The organism is Bradyrhizobium barranii subsp. barranii, from assembly GCF_017565645.3.
GTDB classification, from domain to species: Bacteria; Pseudomonadota; Alphaproteobacteria; order Rhizobiales; family Xanthobacteraceae; genus Bradyrhizobium; species Bradyrhizobium barranii.
Genome location: NZ_CP086136.1, coordinates 8,606,347 through 8,621,523 on the forward strand (window position 1 = coordinate 8,606,347; position 15,177 = coordinate 8,621,523).

Consider the following 15,177-nt stretch of genomic DNA (forward strand, 5'->3'; position numbering starts at 1 on the left):
TCACTCCGCCAGCCACGACGAGACGCCGAGCATGAATTGCGTCAGGAGCTCGTCGCTGGTGAGGTAGAGCAGCAGGAAGCCGCCGAACAGCACGAAGGGCACCGAGATGAAATAGACCGGGATCGCCGGCGTCAGCTTGTTGATCAGGCCGACCGCGAGATTGACGATGACCGAATAGACGATGAAAGGGCTGGTGATCCGCAGCGTCAGCACGAACGCCTCGGACAGGCGGCTGACGAGCTGCTCGAGCGCCATGCTGCCGCCGATCCTGTTGCCGGGCTGCCAGACGTCGTAGGAGTTCATCAGCCCGCGCAGGACCTGCCAGTGCTGGTCGGTCATGAAGAACAGCGTGGTGACGGCTGCCATGATCAGCGGCACCAGGGCCGGCGCCGGATCGGTGTCGCCGACCGGCGTTCCCGGGATGTTGCTCAGCCCGATCGCGCCCGCCATCACGGTCGCCATGGTCTGCAGCGCGAGGAAGAACACGCGCCCGCCGAGCCCGATGACGCTGCCGACCACGAGCTCGGAGCAGATCAGGAGCGCAAGCGTCAGCGGCGCGGCGTTGTCGGTGAGAGGTTTCAGGACCGAGATCAGGATCGGCGTCAGCGCAAACGTCGTGACGAGCGCGACGAACAGGCGAACCTGGGCCGGAACGTTGACGCTGGAATAGCCGGGCACGAGCATCAGGCAGGCGCCGATGCGGCAGAACACGATGAACGTGACCAGCACGCTGTCGGCGAGGCCGCTGATCACGATATGGCTCCCAGCGCCCTGATCTCGGCGCTGCGCGCGACCTCGACATGCGACAGGACCGGCAAGGTCGGGAACACCCGCTCCAGGATCATCCGGACATAGGGGCGGGCTTCCGGGGTGACCGCCAGAACCACGCTGGTGCCGTTCTCGGTGAATTTTCGGATCGCGGCGCTGGCTTCGGTGGCGAACTGCTCGATCAGGCGAGGATCGGCGTCGAATTCGAAGACTTCGCCCTTGGCGTCGCGCTTCAGGCTCTGGTGGAACGCCAGGTCCCAGCGGTTGCCGAGGCGGACGACGTTCAGCACACCGTTGTCGGAAAGGTCGCCGCAGATCTGCTGGGCAAGTCGCGTCCGCACATGCTCCGCGACCTGCTCGGAGCGCCGCACATGGGGTGCGATCTCGGCAATGGCCTCCAGGATCAAATGGAGGTTGCGGATCGACACGCGCTCGGCCAGCAGGATCTTCAGGATCGCCAGCAGGCCTGAATAGGAGATCTGCGACGGGCAGAGATCCTCGACCAGGCGCTTGTATTCGGGATCGAGACGGTCGAGCAGCCCGCGCATGTCCTTGTAGGACAGCAGCTGCGCGAGATTTGCCCTGAGCACTTCGCTTAAGTGCGTGAGCAGCACCGACAGGTTATCGACCGGCTTGCAGCCCTGACGCTTGACCTCGTCGGTGAACGCCTCGGTCACCCACAGCGCCTTCATGCCGAAAGCGGGTTCGATCACCTCCTCGCCGGGCACGTCGGGCTTGCCGTCCTTGTCGACGAGCACCAGCACCTCGCCGAGCCGCAGCTCGCCATGGGCGATACGCGTGTCGTGGATCCGGATCTGGTATCCCTTGGGATCGATCGACAGATTGTCGCTGAGCTTGATCTCCGGAATGACGAAGCCGTATTGCTTGGCAAACTTCTTGCGGAGCTTGCTGACCCGGTGCCCAAGCTCGGTACGCGCGCCCAGCAAATGGACCGACAGATGGCCGCCGAGCGACACCTCGATCTCTGCGGTCTTGAGCGATTCCTTGACGGATTCCTTGGCATCGGCCTGGGCGCGCTCGTCGGCCTTGCGCGCATGCTCTTTCTTCTCCCGCGCCGCCTGCCGCCGCGGCAGCGAGTAGCCGACAAAGGCCATGGCACCGCCGAGCAGCACGAAGGGTGCCATCGGCAGCCCAGGCATCAAGGCGAGCACGAACATCATCAACGACGCCGCCGACACCGCGCGCGGATAGCCACCGAGCTGCCTCAGCACGGCCTGCTCCGCCGAACCCCTGGTGCCGCCCTTGGAGACCAGGAGGCCCGCCGACAGCGACACGATCAATGCCGGCATCTGCGTTACCAGACCGTCGCCGACGGAGAGTTTGGTGTAGACGTCGGCGGCGCGCGACAGCGTCCGCCCGTGATGCGTCACGCCGATGATGATGCCGCCGAAGATGTTGATCGCCGTGATGATCAGGCCGGCGATTGCGTCGCCGCGGACGAATTTCGAAGCACCGTCCATTGCGCCGAAGAACGCGCTTTCCTCTTCGAGCTCGCGGCGCCGGCGCTGGGCCTCCTTGTCATCGATGAGGCCCGCGGAGAGGTCGGCGTCGATCGCCATCTGCTTGCCCGGGATGGCGTCCAGGGTGAAGCGGGCACCGACTTCGGCGATACGCGTTGCACCCTTGGTGATCACGACGAAATTCACCGTCACCAGGATCGCGAAGATGATCAGACCGATGACGAAGTCGCCGCCCATGACGAACTTCGAGAAGCCGGCAACGACGTGACCCGCGGCTTGTTCGCCCTCCCCGCCACGCGACAGGATCAGACGAGTGGTCGCAACGTTGAGCGCCAGCCGCAGGATCGTCGCGATCAGCAGCACGGTCGGGAAGGCGGAGAAATCGAGCGGCCGCTGGATCCACAGCGCGACCATCAGGATCAGCGCGGACAGCGCGATCGAGAAGGCGAGGCCGAGGTCGATCAGGATCGGCGGTATTGGCAGGAACAGGATCGTGAGCATGGCCACGATACCGCCCGCGAAAAAGGCGTCGGCCCCCAATCGTCGCGGGGTCGGCAGGCTAGCAGCTAATGTATCGGCCATGGGTCACCGGCAGAGGGTCCGCCCCGCAATCTGCCGTGCAAAGCTTACGCGAGGGTGGTGGCCGGGCTCTCGCGGATCAGAAGCCGTGCTCGATCCGCGAATAGACCATCTCGGTGAAGGTGGAGAGATGGGCGCCGATGAAGGAGCCGGAAACAGCAACGACCAGGAGGATGACGATGATCTTCGGCACGAAGGTCAGCGTCACCTCCTGGACCTGGGTCAGCGCCTGGATCAGCGCAATGGCGGTGCCGACGAGCATCGCGGCGCCGACGGCGGGGCCGGAGGCGACGATGATGGTCCAGATCGCCGCCTGGACGATGTCGAGGGCGTCCCGCTCGTTCATGACTGGCTGATCGTAAGGCCGGGCCCGACCGCGACCTTCGTGCCGTTCTCGAGGGTTGCGATGGAGCCGTCGTTGTTGATGGAGATCGAAACGACCTTGCCGCTGAAGGTCGCGCCGGTCGCGTCGGTGAAGCTGACGGTCTTTCCGATCAGCCCGTTGGCCTGCGACAGCGACTGCGACGACAGCAGCGCATCCAGCTTCGAATTGGTCTGCATGGCCTGCTCGACCGTCGAGAGCTGGGCGAACTGGCTCATGTACTGCGAGGTATCCATCGGATTGGTGGGATCCTGGTTCTTCATCTCGGCGACGAGGAGCTGAAGAAAGGTATTGTAGTCGACGGTGTTGCTCGCCGTGTTCTTCGTGGAACTGGTCGCATTGGACTTGCTGGTGCTGTCGGTCGCGCTGTTGACGTTCATGTAGCCTCTCCGCTGTCAGGCAGCCTCGAATGGGATCTCGGTGGCGACGCCGGCCAGGCCGGCCAGGATTGCGTCCTCTACCGGGAACAGTCCCCGGATCCGCTTGAGCGCCTCGAAATAGCGGGTCGTGCGGACCAGCTCGTGGATCGTGGCGAGCCCGTCGAGCATCTCACGGCTCTCGCAAACCGCGAGCAGGGCCGCGTGATGCTCCCCGTAGAGCGCGACTGCGGCGCCGATATCCGTCGGGTTCATCAGCATGAGCTGGACGATGAAATAGAGCTGCCGCATCGCCGTCGTGGCGTCGGAAGCCTGCATGACCTGCCCTTCGAGCAGGAACATCACGTCGTTGACGAGCTCGACGGAGACCTTGCGGTCCACGCGCAGCACCGCGCCGTTGACGTAGATCCGCTCGCCCGCCCGCAAGGATATTTTCATCAGAGCGCGTCTCGGATCAGGCGGTTTATTTCGATGAGCTGCATCACGTCGTTCGACTTCTCCTCGCGAAGCCGATCCGCTTCCTTGACGACCCACAGACCGATCGAGATGATGTCGGCGCGCAGCTTTTCCGGGAGTGCGTTTTCCGGATGGGCGAGATCCTCGATGAAGATCGTCCACAGCCGCCGCACGTAGAGCAGGCTCTCGACCAGATCTTCGAAGCTGAAGCGCCCGCCCTGGACCCGCTCGAGCCGGTCGATGCCGAGGCTGAGCGCCTGCCGCTCGCGGCCCCGCGCCTCAGAGGCGCTATCATCGACGACCGCTTCATAGGCTTCAAACGTCATCAGAACCACTCTGCGCAGGAGACCGAACAACAAGACAAAGTTACAGACCCCGGCTCAGAGATAGTTGATCAGGCTGATCTGCTGGAGCTGCGACGTCAGCGACAGCGCCGTCTTGATCTGGGTCTGCAGGGTGTTGACCCGGACCGAGGCCTCCGTCGGGTCGACGGCCTCCATCTTGACGATCTGATTGTTCAGAATGTCCTGCTGCGTCTTGAGCTTTTCGGTGGCGCCGGTGACCCGCTGCTGGACCGTGCCGACGCCGCCGCCGAGCGTAGCGAGGTCAGTGATGGCGTTACCGACGAGGCCGATGGCCTTGTCCACGACGACCTGGAACGTGTCCTGGCTCAGGTTCGCGTTCCCAAGATCCGCCATCATGGTGTAGGCCTCGGCGAGCCTACGGAAGCCGATCTGGTTGGCGCTAACGGACGTATCGGCGATCTCGGTCGTGGAGATACGGCTTTGCATGGTCTGGTCGGTGGCCGTTGACCAATTGGTGTTCCAGGCCGGGCTCGCGAACTCGGCATCGAAGGTGGTGTTGAGGAAGGTCTGCATTTGGGCCGGGGTAATGGTGCTCACGCTGGCCGAGGATTGCGAGAAGCCGAAGGTCGCAAGAAATCGGCATCGACCTGGTTCTTGCTGGCCGAACCCGCGGTGTAAGCCGTGATCGGCGTGTTCTGCGTGTTGACCCCCGAGAAGAGATACGAGCCATTATAGGAGACGTTCAGCGCGCCGATCAGATCCTGGAGGTTGGCGGACGCAGGCGGCAGGATGATCCGCCCGCCGCCGTCGGTGCTGCGGGCCGCGATCAGGTCCTTGAGGAAAGAGGTTGCGGTTGCGCCCAGCTGGGTGATCCGGTTCTGCGTCGTGTCCAGGCGCCCCGAGACGAGCCCGTTGGTATCGACGAGCTGATCGGCGAAGCTCAGGTCCGCCCGCAGGGTGACGTCGCTTCCCGTCGTGGCACCAAGCTCGAGGCCGACATCGGCGAAGCGGCCGGTGGTGGCTTCCTTCGAGGCCTTGGTCAGCGCGGCCTGATTGTTCGTGATCGAGGACCTCAACGACGAAGACAGCATCAGGGTCGAGATGTAGTTGGCGCTCATCATGACTTAATTCCCCACGGCGGCCAGCAGGCTCTGCAACATTTGGTCGACGGTCGAGATGATCTTCGACGACGCCGAATAGGTACGTTCGACCTGAAGCATCAAGGACATCTCGTCGTCCATGTTGACGCCGCTGACGTTCGACAGCGCTGCGGAGCTGCGGTCGAGCAGCGTGTTCTGATAGGTGGCGTTGTCGTCCGCGGCCTTGCGCTGGTTTTCGATCCAGCTCGTCGACGACGCGGCGAAGTCGATCAAGCTGCCGCTCGGCTTGCCTTGCGTGGTTGCATCGAACGGCTGCGACGCATCCATGTTGCCGATCAGCTGCTGCAGCCTGGTCGAGTAGCCGGCATTGCCGGTGGTGTTGTATCTGTAGGCGACGTTGCCGCTGATCGCGCCATCACGCAGCAGGTTGGGATTGCCGCCCTGGGCCGGGTCGACCGACGCGGCAACGCTGATCGAGCCGGCCAGGCCGACCGAGACGGTCGCGCTTGCGGGCATCGCGGGTGAGCCGGGATAGGTGAAGAGGCCGGGCCGGTCGGGCAGCGCGGCGCCGGACTGGTCGACCTCCTTGAAGGATTCGACAAGGCCGCGTGCGACCTCGTCGAGCTGGCTCTGATACGTGACCGTGGCGTTGTCGCGCAATTGGGCGAGGCCAGCGAGCTTGCCGGTCTTGATCGGCATCACGGAATTGGCGCCGGTGACCGGGACACCGTCGATATAGACAGCATTTCCGGTGGTCCCGGGCGTATAGATGTTGGTCGCCGCGAAGCTGACCGAGCGCGCCGTCTTATCGAACAGCACGACACCGCTGTCGGTGTAGAGCGCCGCGTCGCCGTTGGCGCGCAGCGTCATCGAGACGCCGACCTCCTGCGACATCTTCGAGACGATGTTGTCGCGCTGGTCGAGATAATCGGTGACGTCGTCGCCGGCGATCGTCCCCTTCACGATCGCGGTGTTGACCTTATCGAACTGGGTCAGGAGCTGATTGATATTCCCGACCGAAGTCGCCATGTCGGCGTCCGCTCCCTGGCGCACCGTCTGCACGGTCTTGGTGGCCTGGTTGAGCGCGGTCGCCATGTCCTTGGCGGACGTGACCGCCGCCTGCGCCAGCGTGGTGTTGTCCGGAGCGTTGGCATATTGCTGGAGCGCCTGCTTCAGCTTGTTGAGCTGGGCGGCCGGCGACTGCCCAAGTTCGGGATCGTCCACAGTCGAGGCCGATATCTTCTGAAGACCGTCCAGGATCGCATTCTGCTTGGCGGACCCAGACGTCGCGATCAGGACGTTATTATAGAGACCCGAGCTGGCGGCGCGCTGGATCGCCGCCACATAGACGCCGGCCCCGGGGAGATTGTCCAGCACGGCGATCTTGCGCGAATAGCCGGCGGCGCTGGCACCGGCTATGTTGCGCGAGATCGTCGACGACTGGATACCCGACGCCATGAGCGACGCACGAGCGGAGTCGAGAGCGGCGGTAAGGGACATGATTTGCTCTTGCCCGGAATGAGCGCTTGAGGATTCAGCGCTTCAGGTTGACGACGACGTCGAGAAGGTCGGCGCCGGTCTGGAACGATTTCGAATTCGCAGTGAAGCCGCGCTGCGCCTCGATCATCCCGGTGAGTTCATCCGCGAGGTCGACGTTGGAGTCTTCCAGCGCACCCGACTGGACAGTGCCGAGACCGCCGGTACCGGCATTCCCGGCCTGCGCGTTGCCGGAATTCATGTTGGTCGAATAGACGTTGCCGGGCTCCGGCGTCAGGTTGTCGGGGCTCGCGACGTCGGCGAGCATGATGGTGTAGAGCGTCAGCTGCTGACCGTTCTTGAGGATCGCCGTCACGAAGCCCGAATCGTCGACATCGACTTTGTCGATGGCCGATGGAACTGCCATTGACAGTCGCCTTGAAGCTGAAGTCGGTTCCGACCTGCGTCATGTTCGACAGGTCCAGGCTCATCGCCGCACCGCCGGGAACGGTGAGGGCGAGCGTCGTCGGGCTCGCCGCGGCCAGCGTGCCTTTGCCGGCTGCGGTCGTATCGAAGGTGAAAGTGGTGGCGGCACCGACCGACGCACCTGTCGCGGAGTTGTAAGCCTGAAGCTGCCAGGTGTCAGAGCCGGCGGCCGTCGCCGTGTGGGACATGTAGACGTCGAGCGTAACGGCCTGGCCGATATTGTTGTAGGCCACGATCGAGCTCTTCGACGAATATGACGCCGGCCCGGGCGGACCGGCGATCACAGCCGCTTTCGGATCCAGATTGCCGGTCGTGAGCGTTCCCGCCGTCGACGGCACGGGCACTTGCGAAACCTGGGCAATGTTGACGATCTGCATGCCGGACAGGCTGTTCTGCGAGAAATTGGTCACCTTACCGGGCTGGCCCAGGAGGTAGTAGCCGGCCGCGTTGACTAGATTGCCCTGGGCGTCCGGCACGAACGAGCCGGCGCGCGTCAGATATTGCTGCGTGTTGGCGGCGTTCGACACCACGAAGAAGCCGTTGCCCTGCACGGCGAGGTCCGTGGTCGACGTGGTGAACTGCGTGTGTCCCGCATCGCTGATGGCGTAGCGAACCGTCGTCTCGACGGCGCCGGAGTCGTAATTGCCGGAGCCGCTCTTCAGGATCAGTGACGAGAATTCCGTCGAAGCCCGCTTGTAACCGGTCGTGTTGACGTTCGCGATGTTGTCCGAAACCGTCGACAGCTTGTTGGACTGCGCGCTCATTCCGGAAACGCCGGTGCGCATAACACCATACAGGCTCATGAAGTAGGCTCCTTTGTCAGGTTGTATCTACAATGCGGGTTCTTGCTTGCGCGGGGCTGATGATTGGGACCCGTGCACAACTTTCAGGTTGTGGCGGTCATGTCGTCTTCGGCTGACAGAACGAGCGCGCCTTGTCGGTCCACGCGCCGAAGCCGCTGGAGACGAGATGCGCGACGATGTGACAGACGTAGCGCTTCTGCGCGGGCTGATTGTTGGGGCCTGCGTTGTAGCGCGCGACCGCCATGGTCCAGCTGCCCTCGCGCTGCTTCAGCTCTTTCAGGAAGCGTGCGGCGTATTCGACGTTCTTCGCGGGATCGAACATCGCGCGCACCGACGTGAACTTGTCGCCGTGATAATAATGGTTGATCTGCATGCAGCCGAGGTCGATCAGCTTGATGCCCTTGCCGCGCATCGTCTCGAAATTCGCGATCGCGTCGTTCATGTCCTTGGCGAACACGGTCTGGCCGTCGGCGCCGAGCGCGTAAGGGTGGAGCGAACCGCGCCGCCCGGTCTCGGTGAGGCCGACCGCATAGAGAATGCCGAGCGGGATCCCATGCTGCTGGGACGCGCGCGCCATCTCGCGCTCGCACGGGCGCGCGTTGTCGGTCGCCGCTGCCGCGGCGCCCGCGTTACAGATAAACAGGACCGCGACGAATCTGCGGGCCCACGTCCTGGTCATGACGCGTCTCCTGGTTGGACTGGCGCTCCTGCCGGGCCTGCTTGGCACTGCCGTCCGATTGCCCGGACGACGTGCCGGCGCCGCCGAACGTGCCTTGCGACTGCGACGATGGCTGTTGCTGGCCGGAGAGCTGCGGCTGCGGCTGGCCCGAGCCGCTCTGGAATCCGTCCAGCGAGCCGTGCTGCACGGGCGCGACGTCGGCGACATAGCCCGCCGACTGCATGAGATCGCGGATCGACTCCCGCTGCTGATCCAGCATCAGGCTGGTGTCCTTGCGCGCGGCCGCGAGGTGAACGGAAACCTCCGAGCCGACGAGGCGAAGGCGTACCGTGACGTTGCCGAGCGCCGGCGGTTCGAGATTGATCGTCAGGATCTTGAGCGGCTCAGGCGCATTGGTCTGCGACGTCGCGAGATCGGGGGCGGTGGACGCCGTCGGAGCCGGCGACTCCTTCAGCTCGGCGACGACTGCGTTGGCGACCTGCTGCGGAGCGCTGAACTGCGCCGGCGGCAGATGGGTCTCCTGCTGGACCACGGTGACCTTGGTCGCTTCGGGCAATGCGTCCCGCGCCGAGGCTTTGACGGCGCGTTCGACATTGGCCGTGACGGCCTCGAAGCCTTGCGTCGCGGGCATTGCCTTCGAGGACGCATCGCTGCCTTGCTGCGCGGCTGCCGCCGCCTGCGAAGGCGCGGCCTGCGAGCGCGTGCCCGTTGAAGCGGCAGCGGGCGGCGCGGGCTCGGCAGACGTGACCTTCGCGGTGCCCTGGACCTCACGCTTCGTCGAGGCAGAGCGCTCGTCGCGCGCAGGCGCGTCCTTCTTGTCGCCCGCCGGCGATTGCAGCTGCGGCTTCACGGCCGGCACGGCGGCGAACTGCTGTTCGACGACCGCCGGAATGCTCGATCGGGCCGAAACATCGGTCTTCGCGCCGTGGTCGACCGGAGTTTGCGTCTCCGGCGATTTTTCAGTCTTCTCGTCGGACGATTTGCGAATGGGTTCGGGTTCATCATCCGCCTCGGTGCGTTCCCGCACCGTCTTGTCCTTGTCGGCCGGGCGCGCGAGGTGCGTGCGCAACGATCCGGCCTTCGCGCTCGTGTTGCCGCCCTCGTCGTTGAGCGCCCGCTTCGCGAGATTCGAGACGGTATGCAGCAGATCGTTGAACGACGAATCTGCCGGCGATTTCGCTCCGGCAGATTTTCCCGAGCGCGATGCGCCGCGCATGTTGAGGCTTTCGGCGAGACCCGAAAAGACCTGTCCGGAGGTTCCACTGAGCTTCGTCATGGGCGATCCCTGGTGAGGCGTTCGAGTTCGCCGAGCTGCTTCCGCGCGCGCGCAAGCGTCTCGGACGACGCGGCGAGATCGAGACGCGCCGGCGTGACCGGAGGCTTATCGGCGGCGGCGGCGGATCGACCCGCGAACGGCTTGCGGACGTCGAGTGCGAGCTGCAACGTCGCATTCAGCAACGGAACGTCGCGCTCGGGCAACTTCGAGCGGTCGAGTGCCTTCAACTCGGCGACACCGCCGTTATACTCGTCAGTGAGCGCCCGCGAGACGCCGCGGAAGAAATGCGCGCGCTCGCGATCCTCCGACGCGTCGGCGCTGAGCGTCAGCGCACGCTCGCCTGCAAGCCGCGTCACCGCCAGCCGTCCATGCACCATCGCGGTGCGCGCGATCACGAGATAAAGCTTGAGGCGGCTCGCGCGGTCGATCTGCTCCAGCAGAGTGACGATCCGCGCAAAGCGGCGCTCGTCGAGAGCAATGCTCGATTGCGTCAGGCCGGAGGCGAAGCGCTGCCAGAAGTCGCCGGCATAGACCGAGTTGCGGTAGTGGCGGATATAGGCGAGCGTCAGGAACTCGAACTTGTCGAAATCCTCGGCCTGCCCGACCAGAAGGATCTCGCGGCGCAGCGCCGCCTCCTCCACCAGCGTGCCCGGCAACAGCAGCCGCGCGTCGTCCAGGCGCTCGATCGCGAGCGATGCCTCGGCGCGCGCGAACAGCGCGCCCTGGACCAGCGCGACCTGTCCGCCCAGGCCCGTTGGCAGCGTGCGCGGCTTGACGTCCTTGAGCAGCTCGCGCGCTTCGTCCTGGCGGCCTTCGACATAGGCCAGCGCACCATTGAACAGCCGCTCGTCGACGTTCAGCTTGTCGCGCGGCAGCTTTCGGACGACCTGCGGCCCGCCGCCGCTGAGCAAATAGATGATGACGGCCTGGCCGTTCTGCGCATTGCTCCACACGCCCGGATCGGCGGCGAGGAACTTTTCACCGACCTGCCGGGTAAGCGCGATGTGGCTGCCATGCGCAGCGGTGTCGCCACGGGCAATGCCATCCTGCACCGCCTGCAAGGTGCGCACGAGCTCATAGGGCTCGCCCGAGGTCGATGCCGGGGACGGTGCCGGATCGGCAAACGCGCATACCGTCGTGAACGGCAGCAGCAGCGCGGCGCGCAGGAGCGGCCTGATCAAGGGCGCTTCTCCCGGATCAGGATCTCGATCCGGCGGTTCTGAGCGGCAGCAGGATCATTCGTCAGTTTCGGCCGCCGATCGGCGTAGCCTTCGACATGCTCGATCCGCTGCGCATCGACACCGGACCGGACCAGCATGTAGTAAGCCATCTGCGCGCGCGCGGTCGACAGTCGCCAATTGTCGTAATTCTCAGACTTGTACGGCCGATTGTCGGTGTGGCCGCGCACGATGATCATGCCCTGGCGCTTCGTCAGCAGTGGCCCGATCTTGTCGATCACGCGGATCAGCTCAGGCCGCGGCTCGGCCGAGCCGACCGCGAACATCCCGAAGCTCGCATCGTCGGTCAGGCTGATCAGAAGGCCCTCCTCGACCTGACGCACCTCGGCAACCGGGCCCGCACCGGCCTTGATGTCCGACAGCGCATCCGCGATCGCAGACTGAAGCTGCTTGACGGTCGGCTGCTGGGTCTGTGCCCCATCGCGCGATTCGGAATTCTTTGCTTGATCGCCGGGGCGTGGCTGCGCGGCGGCATTGGCTTGAGCGCCAGCCTGGGCGCCCGGTTGCGGCGCATTCGCCTGAACACTGCCATCGCGTTGAGCCTGCGAAGGCGCAGGCCCGGGCGGCAGCAGCGGCGACAGGCTTGCAGACGACGCGTCCGCGTTTGGAGCCACGCTACCGCCGGCATCGTCCTGCTTGGCACGTTGCGCCTGCGGCTCGCCCTGACCTGTCCCGGACGCATTGTCGCGCGCGGACGCGTTCGGCTTTGGCTCGCTGTCGACGAAGTGATCCGCATCCTTGGACGTCTGCGGCGCCAACTTCCAATAGCCGGGATCGAAGGGATCGCGGTAAGCATCGCCGCCCTTGAGGCCGTCCTCTTCGGCGGAGGTCAGCGCGCCGGCGCGGCGCTGGCCCGAGGACTGGTTCGCGCTGTTGGCGATCTCGGCAAGCGTCGCATAGGGATCGCGAAACAGAACCTTCTCTTCGAAGGAGGCAGGCTTCTCCGCCGTCGGGGAGTCTCCGCGACGTTCTTCGTTCGGCCCGGCCGGCTGACGCTTGCCGTCCTGGCCTTCGAATTGCGTCGGCTCCTTCTTGCTGAGATCCTTGAGGCCCTTCGGAGCGGGTGCGTTCTCCGCGAGCTTGATCGGGTTGAAATAGCTCGCGACCACCTGCTTCTGGTCCTGGTTGAGCGCATTGAGCAGCCACATGACCAGAAAGAACGCCATCATCGCGGTCATGAAGTCCGCATACGCGATCTTCCAGACGCCACCGTGATGCGCCTCCTCGGCGAAGGCGCTGCGCCTGCGGATGATGACCAGCTCGTGCTTGACTTCTTCCATGGCGGACTACCGGCGCGCCTCGTTCAGACGTTCGCTCCACGCCGCAATCTGCGTCTCGATCACGGTCTGGTCGGCGACAACACGGACCTCGAAAGTGTCGGCGGCTTCGTATTCAATCCCGGTTCGCCGGGCCGTCTGGAGCTGCGAGCGCACCAGATCGAGCAATTCGCCCGGGCCGGTGATCTTGAACACCGGCACCGGCGAATTGCCGGTCAGCGCCGCGATCTGCTCGACCAGCGATCCGATCGCCTTGTCACGGACGGCGTCGGCGAGGAAAGGCAGCAATATCCGCGCAACCGAGCTTGCGATGTTGGTTTCGATCTCGCGGCAGGCCGTCTCGAAGCCGCCTACGATCGTGACCGCCTGCTGGTCGGACCATTTGGCCCGCTCCTCGCCGAGCCGGATCGCGCTGCGGACGCGCTCCTCGGCAACCCTGGCATCGCCTTCCGCGACACCGGCGGCATGGCCGCGACGATAGGCATCCTCGAGAAGATTGACCGGCGGGGCTTCCGCCTCGGGCGCCGGAAGCGGCGACTGAAGCTGCGGCTGCGATTGGGCCTGACGCGGGGGCTGGGGCTCGCGCCGCACCTCCATCGGCCTTGTCAGCACATCCTGGATCTTGGGGGGCGGAGGCGACGGTGGAGACTTGGCCCGCCCATTCGCGTCGAACTGCGTCAGGAGTTTTCCGATAGCCGCGTTCATGCTGCCTCCTCGCGTCGCATCCAGTCTTTAAGGATTGCTGCCGCCTGCATCTGATCGAGCCGGACGATCTGCTCCAGCCGCTTCTGCGGCGTCCGCTGCATCTTGCCTTCGAGATCCTCGACGAGGTTGAGCTCGGGGTCCTGACTGTCGGCCAATGCAAGGGCCGTTGCAGCTTCGAGCTCGGCGGCCTCGGCCGCCTCGGTCTGCTCCTGCGCTGCGCGATGCGTCAGAATGCCGTTGACCGCGGGGCGAAGGCCGAACCAGACCAGCATCGAGGCAACGGCCAGGATGGTGACCGCATTGATGACGCTGCCGAGCTGCTTGTTGATCATCTCGACGAAGCTGATCGGCGGCACCGGCGCCAGTTCGCGCGAGCCTTCGATGAAGTCGACGGCCGTCACCTGGATCTGGTCGCCGCGCTGCTTGTCCAGTCCGCCTGCCGTCGCCGCGAGCTGGCTGATCTCGGCGAGCTTGCTGTCGACGATCGCCTGATTGCTCTTGTCGCCGAGATCGGCGACGAGCCGCGCGCGGTTGACCAGCACGGCGATGAAGAGTTTCTTGACCAGGTAACCGTCGCTCACCGTCGTCGTTGTCTTGGACGACACCTCGAAATTGGTGACGTCCTCGCGGCGGGTCTTGTCCTCGCTGGAATTCTTCGTGCCGCCGGCATTCACCTGCTGGTCCGGCAGGTTCTGCTGCACCGTGGTCGGCGTCGAACGGTCCGCATTCTGCGACGATTCCTTCTCGCGCACGTTCCGGACCGAACGCTCGGCACGGCTCTCCGGATCGTAGACCGTCTCGTTGGTCTGCCGCTTGTCGGTGGAGAGCTGCGGCGCGACGCTCACCTCGAAATTGTCCAGGCCGAGATATGGCGTCAACGCCTTGCGGATGTTCTCCTGCACCATCCCGCCGACCGTCTTCTGGAGGCTCGCCATCTTGGTCGGGGCCGCGCTGGCTTCGTCCTCTTCGGCGAGCAGCATCGAACCATCGGCATCCAGCACCGTCACCTTGTCGCGGCTCATGCCGGGAATGGCCGCCGCGACGAGGTGGCGGATCGACTGCGCCGTGCGCGCCTCGATCGCGCCGTCGGTGCGCAGCACGACCGACGCCGACGGCGGCTGCTGCGTCGCCCGGAACGAGCCGCGCACCGGCATCACGATATGCACCCGCGCCGCCTTGACGCCCTTCATCAACTGCACGGTGCGCGCGATCTCGCCTTCCAGCGCCCGCAGCTTGGTGACTTCCTGCATGAACGAGGTCAGGCCGAGCGAGCCGATCTTGTCGAACAGCTCGTAGCCGGAATTGGCGCTGGTCGGCAGCCCCTTCTCGGCAAGCAGCATCCGCGCCTGCATGGTCTGGCTCGGACGCACCGAGATGGCGTCGCCGGCCGTATTGACGTCGAATGTGATATTCTGCTCGCGCAGCGCGGCGCCGATGCGCGTCACGTCTTCGCGATTGAGGCCAGTATAGAGCGTTTCGAACTCAGGCCGGCTCAGATAATAGGCGCCGCCGACGACGGTGACGAGAACGGCAAAGCCGATCAGTCCCAAGGCCATCAGGCGTCGCGGCCCAAGCTCCAGCAGATTGTTGAGCAGTTGCTGTACCTGCGCACGACTGAGCAGCATGTGACCTCGTACCAATGCGAACGTATGGGACACTCCGCTGCCAACCTTGTCTGAAGGTTGCGCGAGGAGGCGAATGTGTCGGTTCGCGGGCGAGGCGTTGCAATTTTACAAGAATCCTAGACGACGCAATGAGTTCAGGAGCAACAAGCGGGCGCGCGAGCGCA

Annotated in this window: 13 protein-coding genes and 2 pseudogenes; all 15 read right to left on the minus strand. The window is 64.8% G+C overall.

Annotation, left to right across the window (positions count from 1 at the left end; genetic code table 11):
• The 15 genes and pseudogenes from fliR to fliF all read right to left on the minus strand — a co-directional run bounded on the left by fliR (position 1) and on the right by fliF (position 15,013).
• Positions 1-753, minus strand: coding sequence for a flagellar biosynthesis protein FliR (gene fliR, locus J4G43_RS42055; RefSeq protein ID WP_063981318.1), 753 nt, complete (start codon positions 751-753; stop codon positions 1-3).
• Complete coding sequence (gene flhA / locus J4G43_RS42060; protein ID WP_208088489.1) at positions 750-2,831, minus strand: flagellar biosynthesis protein FlhA; 2,082 nt, start codon at positions 2,829-2,831, stop codon at positions 750-752. Before flhA ends, fliR begins: the two co-directional genes overlap by 4 nt.
• A gap of 76 nt (positions 2,832-2,907) precedes the next feature.
• Positions 2,908-3,174 (minus strand): flagellar biosynthesis protein FliQ, encoded by a 267-nt coding sequence (fliQ, locus tag J4G43_RS42065; RefSeq protein ID WP_014492683.1) that lies wholly within the window; start codon positions 3,172-3,174, stop codon positions 2,908-2,910.
• A complete protein-coding gene (gene flgD / locus J4G43_RS42070) occupies positions 3,171-3,590 on the minus strand; it encodes a flagellar hook assembly protein FlgD (protein ID WP_071909979.1) in 420 nt (139 codons plus the stop codon). The genes fliQ and flgD overlap by 4 nt, the downstream gene beginning before the upstream one ends.
• 15 nt (positions 3,591-3,605) lie before the next feature.
• Positions 3,606-4,025: a flagellar biosynthesis repressor FlbT gene (gene flbT, locus J4G43_RS42075; RefSeq protein WP_063981315.1), complete on the minus strand. Its 420-nt coding sequence runs from the start codon at positions 4,023-4,025 to the stop codon at positions 3,606-3,608.
• The gene (gene flaF, locus J4G43_RS42080) at positions 4,025-4,369 is read right to left on the minus strand and encodes a flagellar biosynthesis regulator FlaF (protein ID WP_208069782.1); all 345 of its coding nucleotides are present in this window, start codon (positions 4,367-4,369) and stop codon (positions 4,025-4,027) included. The genes flbT and flaF overlap by 1 nt, the downstream gene beginning before the upstream one ends.
• A 54-nt stretch (positions 4,370-4,423) precedes the next feature.
• Positions 4,424-5,469 (minus strand): annotated as a pseudogene (locus tag J4G43_RS55755) (flagellar hook-associated family protein).
• A gap of 3 nt (positions 5,470-5,472) precedes the next feature.
• Positions 5,473-6,948 carry a flagellar hook-associated protein FlgK gene (gene flgK, locus J4G43_RS42095; protein ID WP_071909975.1) on the minus strand — a complete coding sequence of 492 codons (1,476 nt, stop codon included), beginning with the start codon at positions 6,946-6,948 and terminating at the stop codon, positions 5,473-5,475.
• Positions 6,949-6,982: 34 nt separating this feature from the next.
• Positions 6,983-8,213 (minus strand): annotated as a pseudogene (locus tag J4G43_RS42100) (flagellar hook protein FlgE).
• Between the two features lie 97 nt (positions 8,214-8,310).
• Entirely contained in the window at positions 8,311-8,892 is a 582-nt protein-coding gene (locus tag J4G43_RS42105) for a transglycosylase SLT domain-containing protein (protein WP_208088490.1), read from the minus strand.
• Entirely contained in the window at positions 8,843-10,168 is a 1,326-nt protein-coding gene (fliK, locus tag J4G43_RS42110; RefSeq protein ID WP_208088491.1) for a flagellar hook-length control protein FliK, read from the minus strand. The genes J4G43_RS42105 and fliK overlap by 50 nt, the downstream gene beginning before the upstream one ends.
• Positions 10,165-11,349, minus strand: a complete 1,185-nt coding sequence (locus J4G43_RS42115) for a chemotaxis protein (protein WP_208088492.1) — start codon at positions 11,347-11,349, stop codon at positions 10,165-10,167. The genes fliK and J4G43_RS42115 overlap by 4 nt, the downstream gene beginning before the upstream one ends.
• Positions 11,346-12,686 (minus strand): MotB family protein, encoded by a 1,341-nt coding sequence (locus J4G43_RS42120; RefSeq protein ID WP_208088493.1) that lies wholly within the window; start codon positions 12,684-12,686, stop codon positions 11,346-11,348. Before J4G43_RS42120 ends, J4G43_RS42115 begins: the two co-directional genes overlap by 4 nt.
• 6 nt (positions 12,687-12,692) lie before the next feature.
• The gene (locus J4G43_RS42125; RefSeq protein ID WP_208088494.1) at positions 12,693-13,388 is read right to left on the minus strand and encodes a hypothetical protein; all 696 of its coding nucleotides are present in this window, start codon (positions 13,386-13,388) and stop codon (positions 12,693-12,695) included.
• Positions 13,385-15,013, minus strand: coding sequence for a flagellar basal-body MS-ring/collar protein FliF (gene fliF, locus J4G43_RS42130; protein ID WP_166344159.1), 1,629 nt, complete (start codon positions 15,011-15,013; stop codon positions 13,385-13,387). Before fliF ends, J4G43_RS42125 begins: the two co-directional genes overlap by 4 nt.
• Between the last annotated feature and the right edge of the window lie 164 nt (positions 15,014-15,177).

Bases quoted from the DNA above. Each gene is read 5' to 3' on its own strand.
- fliK (WP_208088491.1), bottom strand. From the start codon at position 10,168: ATGACGAAGCTCAGTGGAACCTCCGGACAGGTCTTTTCGGGTCTCGCC.
- flhA (WP_208088489.1), bottom strand. From the start codon at position 2,831: ATGGCCGATACATTAGCTGCTAGCCTGCCGACCCCGCGACGATTGGGG.
- flaF (WP_208069782.1), bottom strand. From the start codon at position 4,369: ATGACGTTTGAAGCCTATGAAGCGGTCGTCGATGATAGCGCCTCTGAG.
- flgD (WP_071909979.1), bottom strand. From the start codon at position 3,590: ATGAACGTCAACAGCGCGACCGACAGCACCAGCAAGTCCAATGCGACC.
- flgK (WP_071909975.1), bottom strand. From the start codon at position 6,948: ATGTCCCTTACCGCCGCTCTCGACTCCGCTCGTGCGTCGCTCATGGCG.
- J4G43_RS42125 (WP_208088494.1), bottom strand. From the start codon at position 13,388: ATGAACGCGGCTATCGGAAAACTCCTGACGCAGTTCGACGCGAATGGG.
- flbT (WP_063981315.1), bottom strand. From the start codon at position 4,025: ATGAAAATATCCTTGCGGGCGGGCGAGCGGATCTACGTCAACGGCGCG.
- fliQ (WP_014492683.1), bottom strand. From the start codon at position 3,174: ATGAACGAGCGGGACGCCCTCGACATCGTCCAGGCGGCGATCTGGACC.
- J4G43_RS42120 (WP_208088493.1), bottom strand. From the start codon at position 12,686: ATGGAAGAAGTCAAGCACGAGCTGGTCATCATCCGCAGGCGCAGCGCC.
- fliF (WP_166344159.1), bottom strand. From the start codon at position 15,013: ATGCTGCTCAGTCGTGCGCAGGTACAGCAACTGCTCAACAATCTGCTG.
- J4G43_RS42105 (WP_208088490.1), bottom strand. From the start codon at position 8,892: ATGACCAGGACGTGGGCCCGCAGATTCGTCGCGGTCCTGTTTATCTGT.